Raw genomic sequence first — 17276 nt, forward strand, 5'->3', positions numbered from 1 at the left:
GAACCGCAGACGTCACCGCCGGATCGTACGGCGGGTGTGCGTCAGAGTCTACCGATGCCGCACGTCAGCACCGAAATCGACAACGTCACGAAAGGGTGCCGGCACTCAGGAACACGTGCCGAGGGTCTGCAGGGATGCAGCATCGAGGCGCAGCGTGGTCGAGGACAGATGGGCCGTGGCCTGCTTGGGCGTGATCGTGAGGCCGTCGAGCGTTGCACCGGCAGGGAGGTACTGTGCGACGCACAGGCTCGGCGGGTTCGTCGCGAGGAGCGCCTCCGCGGCGCGGCTGAGGTCGATCGTGCCGAACGCGCCGGCATCGACGTCGACCTTCGTCGGTACGAAGGTGACGCGGTCCGCCGAGGTCGTCGGCTTGACCTCGAAGCTGTACGGGACGGTGAGGCCGAGGGCCTTGAGTTCATCGGCGTAGCCGACGACGTCCTTGCCGAGCGTCAGCTTGCCCGTCAGGCCGGCGGCCTTCGTGATCTGCTGGGCGCCTTGGGCGTCGACCGTGATGGTGGAGGTGACGTTGCCGATCGGCTGGTCCTGCTCCACCGGCACACCCGTCGCCGTGACGTCCACGTCGAGCGGGATGCCGTCGACCGTGAGCTTCGCGTCGGACAGTCGGACCTCGTCGAAGGTGCCCGCGAGGTACTGCCCGATGACCGAGACGCCGCCGATCGACACCTGGACGTCGGCCTGCACGTTCGACGGGAGGTGCTGCTCGATCTCGGCCTTGACGCGCTGCTCGGCAACACCGCGGACGATCGCGTCGGCGATGAAGAACACCGCGACAAGTGCCGCGATGACCGCGAGCACGATGACGACGGGCACCCAGGGGCGACGTTTCCTGGCGGACGGGGCGGTGGTCGCAGTCATACGACCAGCGTATCCGTCGAGCCCTGCGCATCGGGTGTGTCCACAATTCCGGAACTCTGCGGCCGGAAAGCGCTTCACGGACGCGGAATGCGCATGCCGGGCCGCATTTCGGCCGAGAGTTCCGGAATTCTGAACAGCCACCCGGGCGGATGGGACTACATGCGCTCTGGCGCGGAGACTCCCAGGAGGTCGAGGCCGTTGCGGATGACAACACCGGTCGCGTCGTTCAGCCACAGGCGCGTGCGGTGCAGGTCCGTGACCGGCTCCTCACCCATCGGCACCACACGGCAGTTGTCGTACCAGCGGTGGTAGAGGCTCGCGATCTCCTCCAGGTGACGGGCGATGCGGTGCGGCTCGCGCAGCTCCGCCGACTGGGCGACGATGCGCGGGAACTCCTGCAGGGCGCCGAGCAGCGCGGACTCCGTCTCGTGTTCGAGCATCTCCGGAGCGAACGCGCTGCGGTCGACACCCGACGCTGCCGCGTTGCGACCGACGGAACTCGTCCTGGCGTGCGCGTACTGCACGTAGAAGACGGGGTTGTCGTTCGTGCGGCTGCGCAACTGCTCCGGGTCGAGCGCGAGCGGCGAGTCGGCCGGGTAGCGCGCGAGCGAGTAGCGGAGCGCGTCCGCGCCGATCCACTCCAGCAGGTCGTTCATCTCGATGATGTTGCCTGCGCGCTTGGACAGACGCGCGCCGTTGACGCTCACGAGCTGACCGATCAAGACCTCGATGTCGCGGTTCGGGTCGTCACCGGCAGCACCGGCGAGGGCGCGCAGACGGTGGACGTAGCCGTGGTGGTCGGCGCCCAGGAGGTAGATCTTGTGCTGGAAGCCGCGGTCGCCCTTGTTGAGGTAGTAGGCGGCATCGGCTGCGAAGTAGGTGAAGACGCCGTTGCCACGACGGATGACACGGTCCTTGTCGTCACCGAAATCGGTCGTGCGGACCCACACGGCGCCCTCGTCGTCGTAGACGTGGCCCTGCTCGCGCAGACGGTCGATGGCCTGGTCGATGAGGCTCGTGCCGTCCTCGCCCGCCGCGTGGAGGGTGCGTTCGCTGAACCACACGTCGAAGTCCACGTTGAAGCGCGCGAGCGACGCCTTGATCTCCGCGAGCTGCAGCGCATATGCGTGCTCGCGGGCGATGTCGGAGGCTTCCGCGTCCGGGCGCTCCAGCAGGTCGGGGACCTCCGTGAGGACCTGGGCGGCGAGCTCGGCGATGTAGGCGCCCGGGTAGCCGCCCTCCGGGGTCGGCTCGCCCTTCGCAGCAGCGAGGATGGACGCGGCGAACGTGTCCATCTGGTTGCCGGCGTCGTTGATGTAGTACTCGCTCGCGACGGTCGCGCCCGAGGCTTTGAGGATGCGAGCGATCGAGTCGCCGAGCGCCGCCCAACGCGTGTGGCCGATGTGCAGCGGTCCGGTCGGGTTCGCGGAGACGAACTCGAGGTTGATCGACGCACCGGCCTGCGACTCGTTGCGGCCGAATTCCGCACCGGCGTCGACGATCGTCTTCGCCAGCGCGCCGGCGGCTGCTGCATCGAGACGGATGTTGATGAAGCCGGGCCCAGCGACCTCGGCCGAGGCGACGCCATCGATGCCGGCGAGGGCCTCGACGAGCTCCTGGGCGAGTTCACGCGGGTTCGAGCCGACGCGCTTCGCGAGCTTCATGGCGATGTTGCACGCCCAGTCGCCGTGGTCGCGGTTCTTGGGACGCTCGAGCACCACATCGGCCGGGCTGAGCGTGACCTCCTCCTCGATGCCGGCAGCCTGGCGTCGTCGGTCCGCGATCGGGAGGACGATGTCGAACAGGGCTTTGGCGAGGTCTTCAGGAGTCACGAGCAGCAATTCTACCGGGCTGGCCGGACCCGTCGTTCTCCACCGTTGCCAGGAGAATCGGACGGACGGAGGAAGGGACGGACGAACGGAGGAACGAGGTCAGGCGAGGAGCACAGCTCCGAGGCTGTCGTCGACGGGAAGGATGTCCGCCACCGCCGTAACGCTCAACCGCTCGACGCTCAACCGGCCGCCGTGATTGGTCAGCCACGCGACATCGGCCGCGTCCCTGCCCGTCGCGATGCGGACGAACGACTGCCGTGGGGCGAGCTTCGTCGCATCGATCACGTGCCACTCACCGTCGACCTTCGCCTCCGCGACCGCGTGGAAGTCCATCGGCGCGAGGCCAGGGGCGTAGACGGAGGTGTACCTGGCCGGGACGTCGAGCGCGCGCAACAGCGCGATCGTGAGGTGCGCGAAATCGCGACACACTCCACGGCCGCCGTCGAGCGTCGTCATGGCGCTGTCGCTGAAGTTCGTGGACCCGGACACGTACTCGAGGCGCCCGTGCACCCACTCCCCCACAGCATGCAGCAGCGCGAGCCCTGTCAGCCCGCGGAACTCCGACCTCGCGAGCCCGAGCAGACGATCGGACTCGCAGTACCGGCTCTGACGCAGATACGCGATGCTCGACAGTTCCTCAACGTGCACGGAGCGGAGGCCGCGCTCGACACTGCGGACATCGTCGCCGACGCTCGCCCGGTAGAACACCTCGACCCGTCCTGGCTCCGCCTGAACCCGGTGCAACCGTGTCCCGTCCTCCCCGATGAGCTCACGGACCGCATACGCGCCCGACTCCGACAAGACCGTCAGTTGTTCGTCGACGAGTGGCGTGCCTGCGGCGACGGCGATCGAGAAGATGAGGTCGCTCGAACCGTGCACCTGGAGGTCGATGGAGGCGGTGACCGTACGCTGCATTGCATCATTCTCACACGCGCGAAGGAGCGCTCCAGGCCGCATTCACCGCTTGTTCACCGTGCCGTCAACCGTGTGAATTCGCACCCCGTCCGCCCGCATCGTCCCACCCGCGCCCGAGACTCTGGTAACTTGATGGTGTCCGCCTTCGTAGCTCAGCGGAAGAGCGCTTCCCTCCGGAGGAAGAAGTCGCTGGTTCGAATCCAGTCGAGGGCACCACAGCACCAGATCTGCACGGCAGCCGAGATACTTGAGGCATGTCCGCCGAGCAGCACGTCGCCCTCCGTTGGGTCGACCCGCGCGACGACGTCGTGGATGAAGCGGCCGCCGTCCTCCCATTGAGCGACGCCGAGCATCGCCGTCTCGCCACCGTCCCCGACCGACGCCGTTTCCTGCTCGGCCGGGCGCTCCTCCGCGCCACCGCCGCCGAACTCGTCGGCGCCGCCCCCGACGAGGTGCGGATCATCGCGACCTGCCCGGAATGCGGCACGGAGCACGGACGTCCGGAGGCGATCCTGCCCGACGGGCGACGGGTGCACGTGTCGCTCAGCCATTCGCCCACCGCGACCGTGGCGGTCGCGTCGCTCGCCGGTGACATCGGCGTGGATGTGGAGATGATCGATGCTGCGCGGTTCGCGGGCGTCGAGGACGTGGCGTTGTCGGCACGGGAGCGTGCCGGATGGCTTCAGCTTCCGAAGCGACAGCGTCTGCCGGCGCTCGCACAGTTCTGGACGCGGAAGGAGGCCGTGCTCAAAGCGATCGGCACCGGGCTGCGCGTGGATCCGGCGACGATCGAGGTCACGACGCCGAGCAGGGACCACGCCCCGCGCGTGCTCGTCCTGCCCGCTGCGCTGGCGGGGCCTGCTGCGCTGGCCAGGCCTGCCGCTCCGGCACTCTCGACGTCGATCCGACTCCAGGACGTCCAGCTGTCCCAGGGTCTCGCTGCGAGCATCGCCATCATCCTGACCGCCGACCCGTCTGACCTGTCTGACCCATCTGAACCCACGGCACCCGCCGGAGCCGATCGAGCATAACTCCTTCGATTTTGACGCCGCCGAGATCGGAGCCCCGGAATTCCGCGGGCGAGCTGGAATCGTCGTCCGAATTGAAGGAGTTGTGCTCGATGTTTCGGCGGGTTCGGGGTCCGGGGTGGGCCCTTCGACAGGTTCAGGGGGCGGTGGGTGGGCCCTTCGACAAGCTCAGGGACCGGGGTCGACAGGCTCAGGGACCGGTGGTCGACGGGGCGGGACGGGGTCAGCGCTTGGGGAAGGACGGCAGATCGGTCTCGAAGAGCCAGCGGGCGAAGATGTCGTCGAGCGATGCGGCGAGCGCCGACCCGGCGACCTCCGCAGCGAGCGCCTGGAAATCCGCCGTCCGCACCGAACCGTGACGGAAACGCCGCGTCCACTCGTGCAGCAACCGGAAGAACACGACATCGCCGAGCAGCACGCGCACGGCATGCAGCGTGATCGCACCGCGCTTGTACACACGATCGTCGAACATCAGCTCCGGCCCAGGGTCTGCCAACAGCAGGTCCCGCGGCGCCTGCGCGAGCGAGCGATGGTGCGACCTGGCGCACGCATCGGCACTCGGTCCACCGGACGCCTCCGACCAGATCCACTCCGCGTAGCACGCGAACCCCTCGTGCAACCAGATGTCCTGCCATCTGGCCGCGGTCACACTGTTGCCGAACCACTGGTGGGCGAGCTCGTGTGCGACGAGCCGTTCAGACCCGCCGACGCCATCGACATGGTTGCGGCCGAAGATCGACATGCCCTGCGCTTCGAGCGGGATCTCCAGCTCGTCGTCGGTCACCACGATGCCGTAGGAGCCGAACGGGTACGGTCCGAACCGCTCCTCGAACACCTGCACCATCCTGGCCTGGTCGGCGAAGTCGTGTCGGAACGCGGTGACGAGGTCACCGGGCAGATGCGCGACCATCGGTACGGTGCCTGCCGCGATCGACAACCGCTCGTAGTGCCCGATCTGCAGGGTCGCGAGATAGCTCGCGGTCGGCTCCCGCTGATCGAACACCCACGTCGTTGTGCTCGACTTCGGCACCCGGGAGACGAGCTCGCCCTGCGCGACGACCGAGTACGACGACGCGGTCGTGACACTCGTGCGGTAGGTGGCCTTGTCGCTCGGGACGTCGTTGCAGGGGAACCAGCTGCCGGAGCCGTTGGGCTGGGAGGCGACGATGACGCCGTCCTCGAGCTCCTCCCATCCCAGTTCGCCCCACGGGCTGCGGACGGGGCGGGGCGATCCCGTGTACCGGACGACGACCGTGAACGACGCCCCGGCCGGCACAGCGCGCCGCAGCGTGATGCGGAGCTTGCCGCCCGAGTGGGTGACCCTGGCGACCGCGCCGCCGTCGACCGTGACCTTCGAGACGCGCAGGCCGACGAGGTCGAGCGCGAACCTGCTCAACGGCTCCCCCGCGTCGGCGGTCGCCGCGATCGTCGCGGTGCCGCGGAGGCCGTTGCGGTCGACGTCGTACTCGAGGTCGAGGTCGTAGTGGTCGACGCTGTACCCGGTGTTGCCGCTCGACGGCGTGTACGGGTCCGGCCCGGATTCCTGCGCCGTCATCAGTGCGACACCAGCGTGCGGTACTCCGCCGTCGTCACATCGCGCCACGGGCCGATCGGGTTGCCGCTCCACCGACTTCCGGCCGGAACGCTCTCGCCGCGCATCACGAGCGACACCGGTCCGACCGTCGCGTCGGCGTCGATCCGCGCGCCGGGCAGGATCACGCTGTGCGGGCCGAGGGTGGCGCCCCGGCTGAGTTCGACTGCATCCATGCTCATGATTCGATCATGGAACAGGTGTGTCTGCACAACGCAGCCCCGGTTGACCGTCGCGCCGTCGCCGAGCTCGACGAGGTCGGCCTCCGGCAACCAGTACGTCTCACACCACACACCGCGGCCGATGCGGGCGCCGAGCGACCGCAACCACCACACGAGCGCAGGCGTGCCGGTCGCCGGCAGCGCGAACCAGGGCGCAGCGACCATTTCGACGAAGGTGTCGGAGACCTCGTTGCGCCAGATGAACGAGGACCAGAGCGGATGCTCGCCGACCCGGATCCGACCGACGATGGTCCACTTCGCGACCGTCGTCACCACGGCGGCCACTGCACCGGCGATCATCAGGACGACACCGCTCACCGCGATCGCGCCCCACAGGCCGATGACGTCGGACAGCCAGGCGAGCGACAGCAGGACGAGCAGTCCGATGAGCGTCGTCACCATCACGGGCAGCAACCGGCAGATCTCCCACAACGCACGCGCCACCTTGAGCCTCGGCAGCGGAGAGAACGTGCGGTCGTCGTCGAACTCGGCCACCTGCCTGCGCAAGCGCATGGGCGGGCTGCCGAGCCACGATGAGCCGGACTTCGCCTTGCGGGGAGCCGCCGAGAGCACGGCGACGAGGCCGTTCTTCGGCACGTTGGTGCCCGGCCCGGCCATGCCGGAGTTGCCGAGGAATGCGCGCTTGCCGACGGAGGCGTGCGCGATGCGGATCCAGCCGCCGCCGAGTTCGTAGGAGGCGATCATCGTGTCGTCCGCAAGGAACGCGCCGTCGCCGACGGTCGTCATCCTCGGCAGGAGGAGCACGGTCGACGCCTCGACGTTCCGGCCGACCTTCGCACCGAGCGCCCGCAACCACACGGGCGTGATGAGCGACGCGTACAGCGGGAAGAGGAGTGTGCGCGAGGAGTCGAGCAGGCGCTCGGTGGCCCACACCTGCCAGCCGACACGGCTGCGGACGGGGAAGAACCCCTCACTGAGGCCGAGGCCGAGCAGACGCACGAGCGCGATGGTGCTGAGCGCCAGGACGACGAACCAGACGAGCGTCGCGACGGGCACCCACGCGGAAGCGCGCAGCGTGAAGTCGAGGAGGCTCTGCGGTTCGGGCTGACCGTCGGCGGCGAGCCTGCCGGTCGGATTGATCGCACCGGCGGCGAGGACCACCGCCCCGAGGGCGAACGCGAGGAACGGCAGCACGGACAGCGCGGCAGAGCCGACCCCGTACGCGAGCAGCCAGCGGCGCTTGCGCTCCGGTCGCTCCACCGGCCACACCGGCTTCGCCTTGCCGACGCGGACCGCAGGGGAACCGGACCACAGGTGCCCGGACGGCACCCGCCCGAAGACGGAGGAGCCCGGCGCGATCTCCGCGTGCTTGCCGATGCGCGTCCCCGCGAGCAGGGTGCTGCGGGCGCCGACGGTCGAATCCGCACCGACGTGGATGGCGCCGAGGCGGAGGACGTCGCCGTCGACCCAGTAGCCGCGCAGGTCGACCTCCGGCTCGATCGACGCCCGGGAGCCGATCGTCAGGAACCCCGTGATGGGCGGCACACTGTGCAGATCGACGTCACGGCCGATCCTCGCGCCGAGCGCCCTCGCGTAGGTCGAGATCCACGGTGCCCCTGCGAGACTCACCGCACCGACGGAGTCCGCGATGCGCTCCGCGAGCCACAGCCTGACGTGCACGGAGCCGCCGCGAGGGTGGTCGCCGGGACGCACACCGAGCAGCAGGAGCCTGGACGCTGCGACCGTGATCCCCATCCGCCCGATCGGCGTGATGAACAGGACGAACGCCGCGATGATCCACCACCACGACACGATCGGCAGGAACGGCACGTCCGCCACCAGATCGAGGATGCGCGCCCCGGCCAGCAGGTACGTCATCCAGCGCAGTCCGACGAGGATGAACAACGGGATGCCGAGGACCGTCTGCAGCCACTGCGTGCCCACCGGGGTCGGCAGGACCGGCGTCGCGGTCGCCGCGTTCCGTCTGGCCTCCGGGTGGCGGCCGTCGAGCTCAGCAGCCATCGCGCCGAGGCGGGGGTGCCCGTAGATGTCGGCGACGGTGAACTCCGGATCGCGTGTGCGGATGAGCGACACGAGTTGGGCAGCCGCGAGGCTGCCGCCGCCGAGGTCGAAGAAGTTGTCGCCCTCGCGTGTGACGGCGACGCCGAGGACCGCGGTCCACTGCTCAGCGAGCCAGGCCGGGGTTCCGCTGAGGTTCGAGGTGGCATCGCCGTTCGCGCCGGGCAACGGCCAGGGCAGCGCTGCACGGTCGACCTTGCCCGAGGTGCGCGTCGGGAGATCGGGGACGAGGGCGAGCAGTGGGACGAGCGGCGCCGGCAGTTCCTCGCGCAGTGCGGCGAGCGCCGCCTCCGTGTCGAACGCGTCGGGATCGGCGACGGCGAGGTAGCCGACGAGCACGGCATTGCCCGCAGCGGTGTGCTGCACGGCGACCGCCGCGCCCTGGACGCCGGCGAGCGCCTGCAGCGCCGCCTCGATCTCGCCGAGTTCGACGCGTCGACCGCCGATCTTCACCTGGTCGTCGGCGCGCCCCTGGAACACGAGACCGGCGGATTCGAACCGGACCAGGTCGCCGCTGCGGTACGCGCGGTCCCAGCCGAGTGAGGGCATCGGCGCGTACTTCTCCGCGTCCTTCGCCGGATCCAGGTACCTGGCGAGGCCAACACCGCCGATGATGAGCTCACCGACGCCGCCCTCCTCGACCGGCTGCCCCTCCGCATCGACGACCGCGAGATCCCACCCGTCGAGCGGGAGGCCGATGCGCACAGGCGACTCCCCAGTGAGGATCGCGGCGCATGCGACGACGGTCGCCTCGGTCGGGCCGTACGTGTTCCAGACCTCCCGGCCGTCGACGGCGAGACGGGCCGCGAGCTCCGGCGGGCAGGCCTCGCCGCCGAAGATGAGCATCCGGATGTTCTCGAGCGACTCCGGCGGCCACATCGCCGCGAGGGTCGGCACGGTGGACACGATCGTGATGCCGCGTGCGACGAGCCACGGGCCGAGGTCCATGCCGCTCCGAACGAGCGAGCGAGGGGCAGGCACGAGGCAGGCGCCGTGCGCCCACGCGAGCCACATCTCCTCGCAGGAGGCGTCGAACGCGACCGAGAGGCCCGCGAGGACGCGGTCTCCCGGGCCGATCGGCTCGTCCTGCAGGAACAGGCGGGACTCCGCGTCAACGAACGCCGCGGCAGAGCGGTGCGAGACGGCGACGCCCTTCGGGGTGCCCGTGGAGCCGGAGGTGAAGATGATCCACGAGTCATCGTCCGGTGTCGGCTGCGGCGGGAGGACGATCGTGCTCGTGCCCGCGTGCGGCGCTGTGCCGGCGAAGACGGTGCCCGGGGCCGATGCGGCCGGAGTTGCTGCCGGGTCCGCTGCCGCGCTCGCGCTTGTCGCGGCTTCTCCTGACTGCGGTTCCTGCTTCCGCAGCTCCAGCGCGCCGCCGTCGGTGATGATCGCGGCGACCTGCGCCTCCCCGAAGACGAGGCTCGCGCGCTCCTCCGGGTCGTCGGCGTCGACCGGGACGTACGCAGCGCCTGCAGCGAGCACACCGAGGATCGCGAGGTACAGCTCCCTGGTGCCAGAACCGATGCGCACCCCCACGCGGTCGCCCCGGCTCACGCCCGCGAGGACGAGGCGGGCGGCGATCGCGTCGACGCGCACCATCATTTCTCGATAGCTGAGCGCGCCTGCGGCGTCCTCGAGGGCAGACGCCTCCGGGTGGGCGGCGACGCTCGCGCGCAGGATGTCGAGCAGGGTGCGCACGGGTGGTGTGCGTTCGCTGCCGAGGAGCAGACCGGGCCGCGACCCGTCGGTCGCCGCCTGTGCGTCAGCGGTCCTGCGGTCGTCACCCGTCGTCTGGTCGCCCGTCGTCGTCTGGTCGTGCGCTGTCGCAGTGTCTTCCACGTTCGCAGTGTCCCCCACGCGCTCGGTGTCGTTCGTGTCTCGGTCGTCCATGTGCTGCGTCGACCCGCCAATCAGTCGGTCCGTCATCGTGCCCCGGCTTCGATGATCCTCCGCCTGACCCCATCAGGCTAGATTCGCCGGGTGGACCGGCGGTGAACGAACTCCAACCGACAGGTGTCGGGCGCTGTCCCGAATCGTACGCGTCGGCGCGATCCGAGCGGCGGCGACCGGCCGCATCGGTCGATGTGTGGCACAACACCGTGCACGTCCAGCCGGCTCGGAAGCACGCGGATTATCATGGCCGGGTGACCCTCGAATTCAGTGTGCCCCAGGAACGTCAGCTCGTCACCGCCATCCCAGGCCCGAAGTCGCTCGCCCTCACCGAGCGGCGCCGGAAGGCCGTTTCACGAGGGGCCGGCAACCTCGCCCCCGTGTGGATGGATCATGGATCGGGAGGCATCCTGGTCGATGTCGACGGCAACCGCATCATCGACCTCGGCACGGGCATCGGCGTGACCACGATCGGGCACGCGAACGCCGAGGTCGCAGCGGCGGCCGCCGCGCAGGCGCAGAAGCTCACCCACACCCTCTTCACCGTGACGCCGTACGAGAACTACCTGCGCGTCGCGGAGAAGCTCGCCGAGATCACCCCTGGCGACTTCGAGAAGCACTCGATCCTCCTGAACTCCGGAGCCGAGGCGGTGGAGAACGCCGTCAAGATCGCGAAGAAGTTCACCGGACGCCGTGCAATCGTCGCCCTCGACCACGCCTTCCACGGCCGCACCAACCTCACCATGGCGATGACCTACCGGCCGGCGCCCGAGCGCCTCGGCTTCGGTCCGTTCCCGGGCGAGATCTACAGCGTCCCCCTCTCCTACCCCTTCCGCGACGGCCTCACGGGCGAGGAAGCGGCTGCCGTGACGATCGACTACATCGAGCGGCACATCGGCGCCTCCGAGGTGGCCGCGTTCTTCGCCGAGCCCGTCCTCGGCGACGGCGGCATCGTCATCCCGGCCCCCGGCTACTTCAAGCGGATCAGCGAGTGGTGCACCGAGAACGGCATCGTGTTCGTCGCCGACGAGATCCAGGCCGGCATCGGCCGCACGGGCGCGTGGTACTCGATCGAGCACCACGGCGTCGTCCCGGACCTCATCACCACGGCGAAGGGCATCGCGGGCGGCTTCCCGCTGTCCGCCGTGACCGGCCGCGCCGAGATCATGGATGCGGTCCAGCCGGGCGGCATCGGCGGCACCTTCGGCGGCAACCCCGTCTCCACGGCGGCTGCGCTCGCGACGTTCGACTTCATCGAGCAGAACGACATCCTCGGTGAAGCTCGACGGGTCGAGGCGACGCTGCGGGCGCGCATCGGCGACTGGGCCGACCGCTTCGACATCGTCGGCGACGTGCGCATCATCGGCGCCATGGCTGGTGTCGAGCTCGTCGTCCCCGGCACGAAGCAGCCGCACCCGACCGCGCTGCAGTCGATCATCGACGCGGCCATCGCCGAGGGCGTCCTGGCGCTCGACGCCGGCTCCTGGGACTCGGTCCTGCGCCTCTTGCCGAGCGCGGTCATGTCCGACGCGCTCCTGCACGACGCGGCCGACGTCCTCGAACGCGCCATCGCCGCCGTCTGATCGGAATTCAGGACGATTTCCGCAATTCAGGACGAGTCGGCCCGACACGCCGCCGAATCGTCCTGAATTGCGCGTGCGGTCCTGAATTCTGCAACAGCTGAGCTGGTGGTTGCGGAGGCGGCGGGGCGGCCGACAGCGGGGCCGCCGGTCAACGGCGGGATCAGTCGACGGCTGTGGTGAAGTCGATGAGGTGCTCGACTCGGCCGAGGAGCTCCGGTTCGAGATCGTTGAAGCTGCGCACCTGACCGAGGATGCGTTGCCAGGCACGCGCGATGTCGGCCTGCGAGTCGTGCGGCCAACCGAGCGCCTCGCAGATGCCGTGCTTCCACTCGATCGACCGCGGAATCATCGGCCACTCGCGCAACCCGACACGCGCCGGCTTGACGGCCTGCCAGACATCGACGTACGGATGCCCGACGATGAGGACGTTGCGACCGTGCGGACCGGCCATCACGGCATCGGCGATCCGCTGCTCCTTCGACCCCTTCACCAGGTGATCGACGAGCACACCGACCCTGCGTCCAGGGCCCGGCCTGAACTCGGCGAGCGCAGCATCGAGATGGTCGACGCCTGCGAGGTACTCGACGACGACGCCCTCCACCCGGAGGTCGTCTCCCCAGACGCGCTCCACGAGTTCAGCATCGTGTCGACCCTCGACGAAGATGCGGCTCGCGCGAGCGACCCTCGCCTTGGTCTCCACGGCGAATGATCCGGAGGCCGTCCTCGCCCGGCCCTGCTTCGCCGCCTTCGGCGCGATCAGGATGACGGGCTGGCCCTCCAGCAGGAAGCCGGAGCCGAGGGGGAAGACACGACGTTTGCCGCGGTAGTCCTCCAGCTCGACCATCTTCGCCTCGACGCGGGTGACGGCGCCGCAGAAACCGCCGAGCTCTTCGACGACGAGGTCCGAGACCGCCTCGACCTCGCGTGCCACGACGCGATGCTTCTTCCGCCAGTCGCCGGCCAGCACATCGGATCCATACCTGTCGTCACTCACCCCACCACGTTACCCGTCCGCCTCGCCGCATCGCGTCGCTCGCGAACTGTCACTCGTGGCGGTTCTCAGCGCTCCGAACCAGCCACAAGTGCCAGCTCGCGAGCTGGCAGTCGTGGTTGTTCCCGGCACGTCAGAACCGCCACGAGTGACAGCTCGCGGGCAGGGACTGCGATGGCGGGGACCGCGATGGCCGGGGGTCAGGCGGCGGCGCGCTCGGCCTCTCGGGCGAGACCGCCGAGCAGGAGCGACAGCTGCTCGTCGGAGGTGCCCGGGTCCTCCGGGTGCCACTGCACACCCGTGATGGGCAGCGTCTCGTGCTCGATCGCCTCGATCGTGCCGTCGGAGGACCAGCCGACCGCGCGCAGCCCGTCGCCGAGGCGATCCACCGACTGGTGGTGGGCGCTCTGCACCTGCACGGTGCGGTGCCCGAGACGGAACGCGAGTGCGGACGTCGGCGACAGCTCGACCTCGTGCGAGGTCATGATCTGATCGACCGGCACACCCTCGTTGCGGTGCGAGGTGTGCTCACCGAGGTCCTGCACGAGCGTGCCGCCGAGCGCGACGTTGATGATCTGGTGTCCACGGCAGATGCCGAGGAGCGGGGTCTGCCGTTCGACGGCGCGGTGGGCGAGCGCCAACTGGGCCTCATCGGCCACGGCGAAGTGCTGCCCCTTGCCACGGTATGAGGCGTCGCCACCGTAGTGGATCGGGTCGATGTCTGCACCGCCCATGATGACGATGGCCGACGCCGACTCCGTGGCGGAGAGGAGGGTCTCGGTGCCGAGGTCTGCTGCTGCGAGACGGGTCACCCGCCATCCGGCTCGTTCGGCGGCCGCGATGGTGCGGCCGATGAGGACCTGCACGTACTCGTGGTACGCCTGGTCGTCCTCACGGAACCGGGTGACTTCGACGACGGCCAGCATCGGTGAAACGTGTCCTTGCATCGTGCCCTCCGCGCTTCCCGTGTCGTCGTCAGCAATCCACGCCGGAAATCGGCGCGAGACCAGTCTTCCCGGGGCACAGATGGAAGGCCAGCACCGGCGTAACAGGCTGTCACACACGCCGAGGAGCTGTCCGTCGCCACCGACGATCACGCGCGTGGGCGCAGCCGTTCCGACACGCCCGGCAGCCGATGATTCGCTGTGAGCCTGCTGTAGAGAATGGTCCCCGCTCACCCTAGACTCGGAGCAACCACAGGCTGAATGAAGAGGTGGGCCGATGCGGGCGCGGTGGACGGTATCAATCTTGGCGCTCTGCGTAGCCCTCTTCGTGGGAGGGACGGGCGTCGCAGCCTGGGCCACCGATCCCGTCACCCTCGGCGGCAGTCGCGTCGACGACCAGTCCAACGTGCTGACACCGGCCGACGTGTCGAAGGTCGAGGCGGCGTCCACGCAGCTCGCCTCGAAGACCGGCGCCGACCTGTGGGTCGTCTACGTGCCGACGTTCACGAACCCGAGCGATCCGGAGACCTGGGCCAACGACACCGCCCAGCAGAACGGCCTCGGTCCGAACCAGTACCTCCTCGCGATCTCGACGGACGGACGGCAGATGTATCTGTCGGGCGACTCGTCCGGTCCGGTCTCCGGCGATCAGCTGACCGCGATCGAGCAGAAGCTCATCCTTCCGGCGCTCCGCAACGACGACTGGGCCGGAGCCGGCGTGCAGGCGGCGGCCGGCCTCACGACCGCGATCGGCGGCGGCACGATCACCTCGGGCTCCGGCGGATCGACGGGCGGTGGAACGGCGGCGGGCGGGAAGTCCGACGCAGGGGCGTACGTGGTCCTCTGGATCCTGATCGGCATCGCGGTGTTCTTCGGCATCCTGGCGTTTATCAGGATCCGCAGCGCCCGACGCAAGGCAGCCGCGAGCGGCAAGACCGGTGCAGGCGGCGCCGTCGCTCCCCCGGTCGATCCGCTCACGACGCTCTCCCTCACGGATCTGCGCCGCCAGGCCGGCAGCGCGCTCGTACAGACAGACGATGCTGTCCGCACGAGCGAGGAGGAGCTCGGGTTCGCGACCGCCTCGTACGGCGACGCGTCGACCAGGGCGTTCACCCACGCCCTCGAGCTCGCGAAGGCCGACCTGTCGGCTGCGTTCGCCCGCAAACAGCTCCTCGACGACTCCGAACCGGACACGGAAGCGGACCAGCGGTTGTGGAACATCGAGATCATCCGCCGATGCGAGCGCGCCAACCACGTCCTCGACGAGCAGGCGGCTGCGTTCGACGAACTCCGCGCACTGGAGAAGAACGCCCCGGCGGCCATCGAGGAGATGCGTGCTCGCGCAGCGGCATCGGCTCCAGCCGTCCAACATGCCAGAGAGACGCTCGCCGCGCTCGCGACGAAGTACACGCCGGACGCCATCACGACCGTCCACGACAACGCGGATCAGGCGGCTGAACGCCTCACCTTCGTCGAAACGGCCGTCGCGGACGCGAGCACGAAGCTCGCAGCAGGAGACACCGGAGGAGCAGCAGTCGGCATCCGGGCGGCCGAGGAGGCGCTCGACCAGTCTGCGCTGCTCCTGTCCGCCGTGACCCGGGTCGAATCGGATCTCGCGGCCGCGGATCAGGCGGTCGTCGCACGCCTCGCCGAACTCGACGGCGACCTCGCCGGTGCGAAGGCCCAGGCCGACCCGAGCGGTGCGCTCGCCCCCGTCATCGCATCGACCACGTCGACCGTCACCCAGGTTCGGCAGACCCTCTCGGCCGGGCGCGCCAACCCGCTCCCCGTCCTTGCGCAACTCGATGCGGCGAACACGCAGATCGACGGCGCGATGCAGGGTGTGCGCACCGCGCTCGAACAGCAGCAGCGTGCGGCAGCCGCGCTCGGCCAGGCGCTCACGACCGCCCAGGCCCAGGTCTCTGCGGCCGAGGACTTCATCACCTCGCGCCGAGGGGCCGTCGGAGCCGAAGCCAGGACGAGGCTCGCCGAAGCAGGCAGGTCGCTTGTCCAGGCGGAGGGACTCGCGCAGAGCGACCCGGCGCAGGCGCTCACCCTCGCCCAACGCGCCAACAGCCTCGCGGCGCAGGCCATCAAACGTGCCAACGACGACGTCGGCCAGTTCCAGAACCAGAGCAGCGGGCAGGGCGGCGGAGACAACGGCGTGCTCGGCGCCGTGCTCGGCGGCATCCTGATCAACTCCGTGCTCGGGGGCGGGGGCGGCGGAGGCAGCCGGCACAACTCCGGCGGCGGCATGTTCGGCGGAGGCGGCGGGGGCGGGAGCAGCTCAGGCAGCTTCGGCGGCAGCGGCACCAGGGACCGCAGAGGCGGCGGTCGATTCTGACCAGTCGTCCCATCGTCCGCATCGCGACTCGAAACACTCACACCACACGTACGGCAGTAACCAGGGAGGAAACACCATGACCGCCAAGCAATCCATCTTCGGACGCATCGCCCAGCTCACGAAGGCGAACATCAACGCGCTGCTCGACTCGGCAGAGGACCCGCAGAAGATGCTCGACCAGATGGTCAGGGACTACACGAACTCGATCGCCGACGCCGAGAGCGCCATCGCCGAGACCATCGGCAACCTGCGCCTGCTGGAGCAGGACCACAAGGAAGACGTCGAGGCGGCAGCCGAGTGGGGCGCGAAGGCCCTCGCTGCGAGCCGCAAGGCCGACGAGTACCGCGCTGCCGGCAACGGCTCGGACGCGGACAAGTTCGACAACCTCGCGAAGGTCGCGCTGCAGCGTCAGATCGGCTCGGAGGGCGAGGCCAAGCAGGCCGAACCGCAGATCGCGTCGCAGACCAAGGTCGTCGATCAGCTGAAGAACGGCCTCAACGGCATGAAGCAGAAGCTCGAGCAGCTGAAGTCGAAGCGCAGCGAGCTCGTCGCCCGTTCGAAGACGGCAGAAGCGCAGAAGAAGGTCAACGACGCCGTCGGCAGCATCGACCTCCTCGACCCGACGAGCGAGCTCAGCCGCTACGAGGACAAGATCCGTCGCGAAGAGGCGAAGGTCCTCGGCCAGTCCGAACTCGCAGCATCGAGCCTCGACAACCAGTTCAAGGACCTCGAAGACCTGGGTGAGCTCACCGAGGTCGAGGCCCGTCTCGCAGCGCTCAAGGGTGGCGGCGCGCCGGCCGTGGCGCAGGCTCCTGCCGCGAGCGCCATCGAGGCGTCCGGCCCCGAGTACACGCCGGGAACAACGAACTGACCGACGTCGTTCCAGCAGTACATGGAACAGTGCAGGGTCCGGAACCGCAGCCGTCACGGCTCGGCCCGGGCCCTGTGCTGCTTCACCGGGCTGCGTCACCGGGCTGCTTCACCGGCGGTCGTCGCATCCCTGGGCTGGCTGCCGGCT

The 17276-nt window shown here is 69.4% G+C and carries 11 protein-coding genes and 1 tRNA gene; 5 read left to right on the forward strand and 7 right to left on the reverse strand.

Annotation, left to right across the window (positions count from 1 at the left end; genetic code table 11):
- Window positions 1-105: 105 nt before the first annotated feature.
- The 3 genes from ACL9RL_RS08830 to ACL9RL_RS08840 all read right to left on the reverse strand — a co-directional run bounded on the left by ACL9RL_RS08830 (window position 106) and on the right by ACL9RL_RS08840 (window position 3623).
- On the reverse strand, window positions 106-876 hold the full coding sequence (locus tag ACL9RL_RS08830) for a DUF2993 domain-containing protein (protein ID WP_422779871.1): 771 nt from the start codon (window positions 874-876) through the stop codon (window positions 106-108).
- A 155-nt stretch (window positions 877-1031) separates the two neighbouring features.
- Complete coding sequence (gene argS, locus ACL9RL_RS08835) at window positions 1032-2708, reverse strand: arginine--tRNA ligase (protein WP_422779872.1); 1677 nt, start codon at window positions 2706-2708, stop codon at window positions 1032-1034.
- Between the two features lie 99 nt (window positions 2709-2807).
- Window positions 2808-3623 carry a transglutaminase-like domain-containing protein gene (locus tag ACL9RL_RS08840; protein WP_422779873.1) on the reverse strand — a complete coding sequence of 272 codons (816 nt, stop codon included), beginning with the start codon at window positions 3621-3623 and terminating at the stop codon, window positions 2808-2810.
- Window positions 3624-3764: 141 nt separating this feature from the next.
- On the opposite strand from ACL9RL_RS08840, the gene ACL9RL_RS08845 reads away from it, so the two are divergent.
- Together ACL9RL_RS08845 and ACL9RL_RS08850 are read left to right on the forward strand one after the other, a co-directional pair.
- Window positions 3765-3839: transfer RNA gene (locus tag ACL9RL_RS08845), tRNA-Arg, on the forward strand.
- Window positions 3840-3877: 38 nt separating this feature from the next.
- The gene (locus ACL9RL_RS08850) at window positions 3878-4654 is read left to right on the forward strand and encodes a 4'-phosphopantetheinyl transferase family protein (protein WP_422779874.1); all 777 of its coding nucleotides are present in this window, start codon (window positions 3878-3880) and stop codon (window positions 4652-4654) included.
- A gap of 220 nt (window positions 4655-4874) precedes the next feature.
- On the opposite strand, the gene ACL9RL_RS08855 is transcribed toward ACL9RL_RS08850, so the two are convergent.
- On the reverse strand, window positions 4875-6206 hold the full coding sequence (locus tag ACL9RL_RS08855; RefSeq protein ID WP_422779875.1) for a M1 family metallopeptidase: 1332 nt from the start codon (window positions 6204-6206) through the stop codon (window positions 4875-4877).
- On the reverse strand, window positions 6206-10396 hold the full coding sequence (locus ACL9RL_RS08860; RefSeq protein WP_422780136.1) for a Pls/PosA family non-ribosomal peptide synthetase: 4191 nt from the start codon (window positions 10394-10396) through the stop codon (window positions 6206-6208). Before ACL9RL_RS08860 ends, ACL9RL_RS08855 begins: the two co-directional genes overlap by 1 nt.
- Window positions 10397-10650: 254 nt before the next feature.
- Here ACL9RL_RS08860 and ACL9RL_RS08865 point away from each other — a divergent pair, with 254 nt between their 5' ends.
- Window positions 10651-11979 (forward strand): aminotransferase class III-fold pyridoxal phosphate-dependent enzyme, encoded by a 1329-nt coding sequence (locus ACL9RL_RS08865; RefSeq protein WP_422779876.1) that lies wholly within the window; start codon window positions 10651-10653, stop codon window positions 11977-11979.
- 160 nt (window positions 11980-12139) lie between these two features.
- Here ACL9RL_RS08865 and ACL9RL_RS08870 read toward each other — a convergent pair whose 3' ends face one another.
- Window positions 12140-12973 (reverse strand): DUF3097 domain-containing protein, encoded by an 834-nt coding sequence (locus tag ACL9RL_RS08870; protein ID WP_422779877.1) that lies wholly within the window; start codon window positions 12971-12973, stop codon window positions 12140-12142.
- Between the two features lie 197 nt (window positions 12974-13170).
- Complete coding sequence (locus tag ACL9RL_RS08875) at window positions 13171-13917, reverse strand: gamma-glutamyl-gamma-aminobutyrate hydrolase family protein (protein ID WP_422779878.1); 747 nt, start codon at window positions 13915-13917, stop codon at window positions 13171-13173.
- Window positions 13918-14218: 301 nt separating this feature from the next.
- Between ACL9RL_RS08875 and ACL9RL_RS08880 the strand changes: the two genes are divergently transcribed.
- Together ACL9RL_RS08880 and ACL9RL_RS08885 are read left to right on the forward strand one after the other, a co-directional pair.
- Window positions 14219-16258 (forward strand): TPM domain-containing protein, encoded by a 2040-nt coding sequence (locus tag ACL9RL_RS08880; RefSeq protein ID WP_422779879.1) that lies wholly within the window; start codon window positions 14219-14221, stop codon window positions 16256-16258.
- A gap of 76 nt (window positions 16259-16334) precedes the next feature.
- A complete protein-coding gene (locus ACL9RL_RS08885; RefSeq protein ID WP_422779880.1) occupies window positions 16335-17129 on the forward strand; it encodes a PspA/IM30 family protein in 795 nt (264 codons plus the stop codon).
- Window positions 17130-17276: the final 147 nt, after the last annotated feature.

Origin of the sequence: Plantibacter sp. Mn2098 (assembly GCF_049319745.1) — a bacterium.
Taxonomy (GTDB): Bacteria; Actinomycetota; Actinomycetes; order Actinomycetales; family Microbacteriaceae; genus Plantibacter.

Bases quoted from the DNA above. Each gene is read 5' to 3' on its own strand.
- ACL9RL_RS08840 (WP_422779873.1), bottom strand. From the start codon at position 3,623: ATGCAGCGTACGGTCACCGCCTCCATCGACCTCCAGGTGCACGGTTCG.
- ACL9RL_RS08860 (WP_422780136.1), bottom strand. From the start codon at position 10,396: ATGGACGACCGAGACACGAACGACACCGAGCGCGTGGGGGACACTGCG.
- ACL9RL_RS08875 (WP_422779878.1), bottom strand. From the start codon at position 13,917: ATGCAAGGACACGTTTCACCGATGCTGGCCGTCGTCGAAGTCACCCGG.
- ACL9RL_RS08855 (WP_422779875.1), bottom strand. From the start codon at position 6,206: ATGACGGCGCAGGAATCCGGGCCGGACCCGTACACGCCGTCGAGCGGC.
- ACL9RL_RS08885 (WP_422779880.1), top strand. From the start codon at position 16,335: ATGACCGCCAAGCAATCCATCTTCGGACGCATCGCCCAGCTCACGAAG.
- ACL9RL_RS08850 (WP_422779874.1), top strand. From the start codon at position 3,878: ATGTCCGCCGAGCAGCACGTCGCCCTCCGTTGGGTCGACCCGCGCGAC.
- ACL9RL_RS08830 (WP_422779871.1), bottom strand. From the start codon at position 876: ATGACTGCGACCACCGCCCCGTCCGCCAGGAAACGTCGCCCCTGGGTG.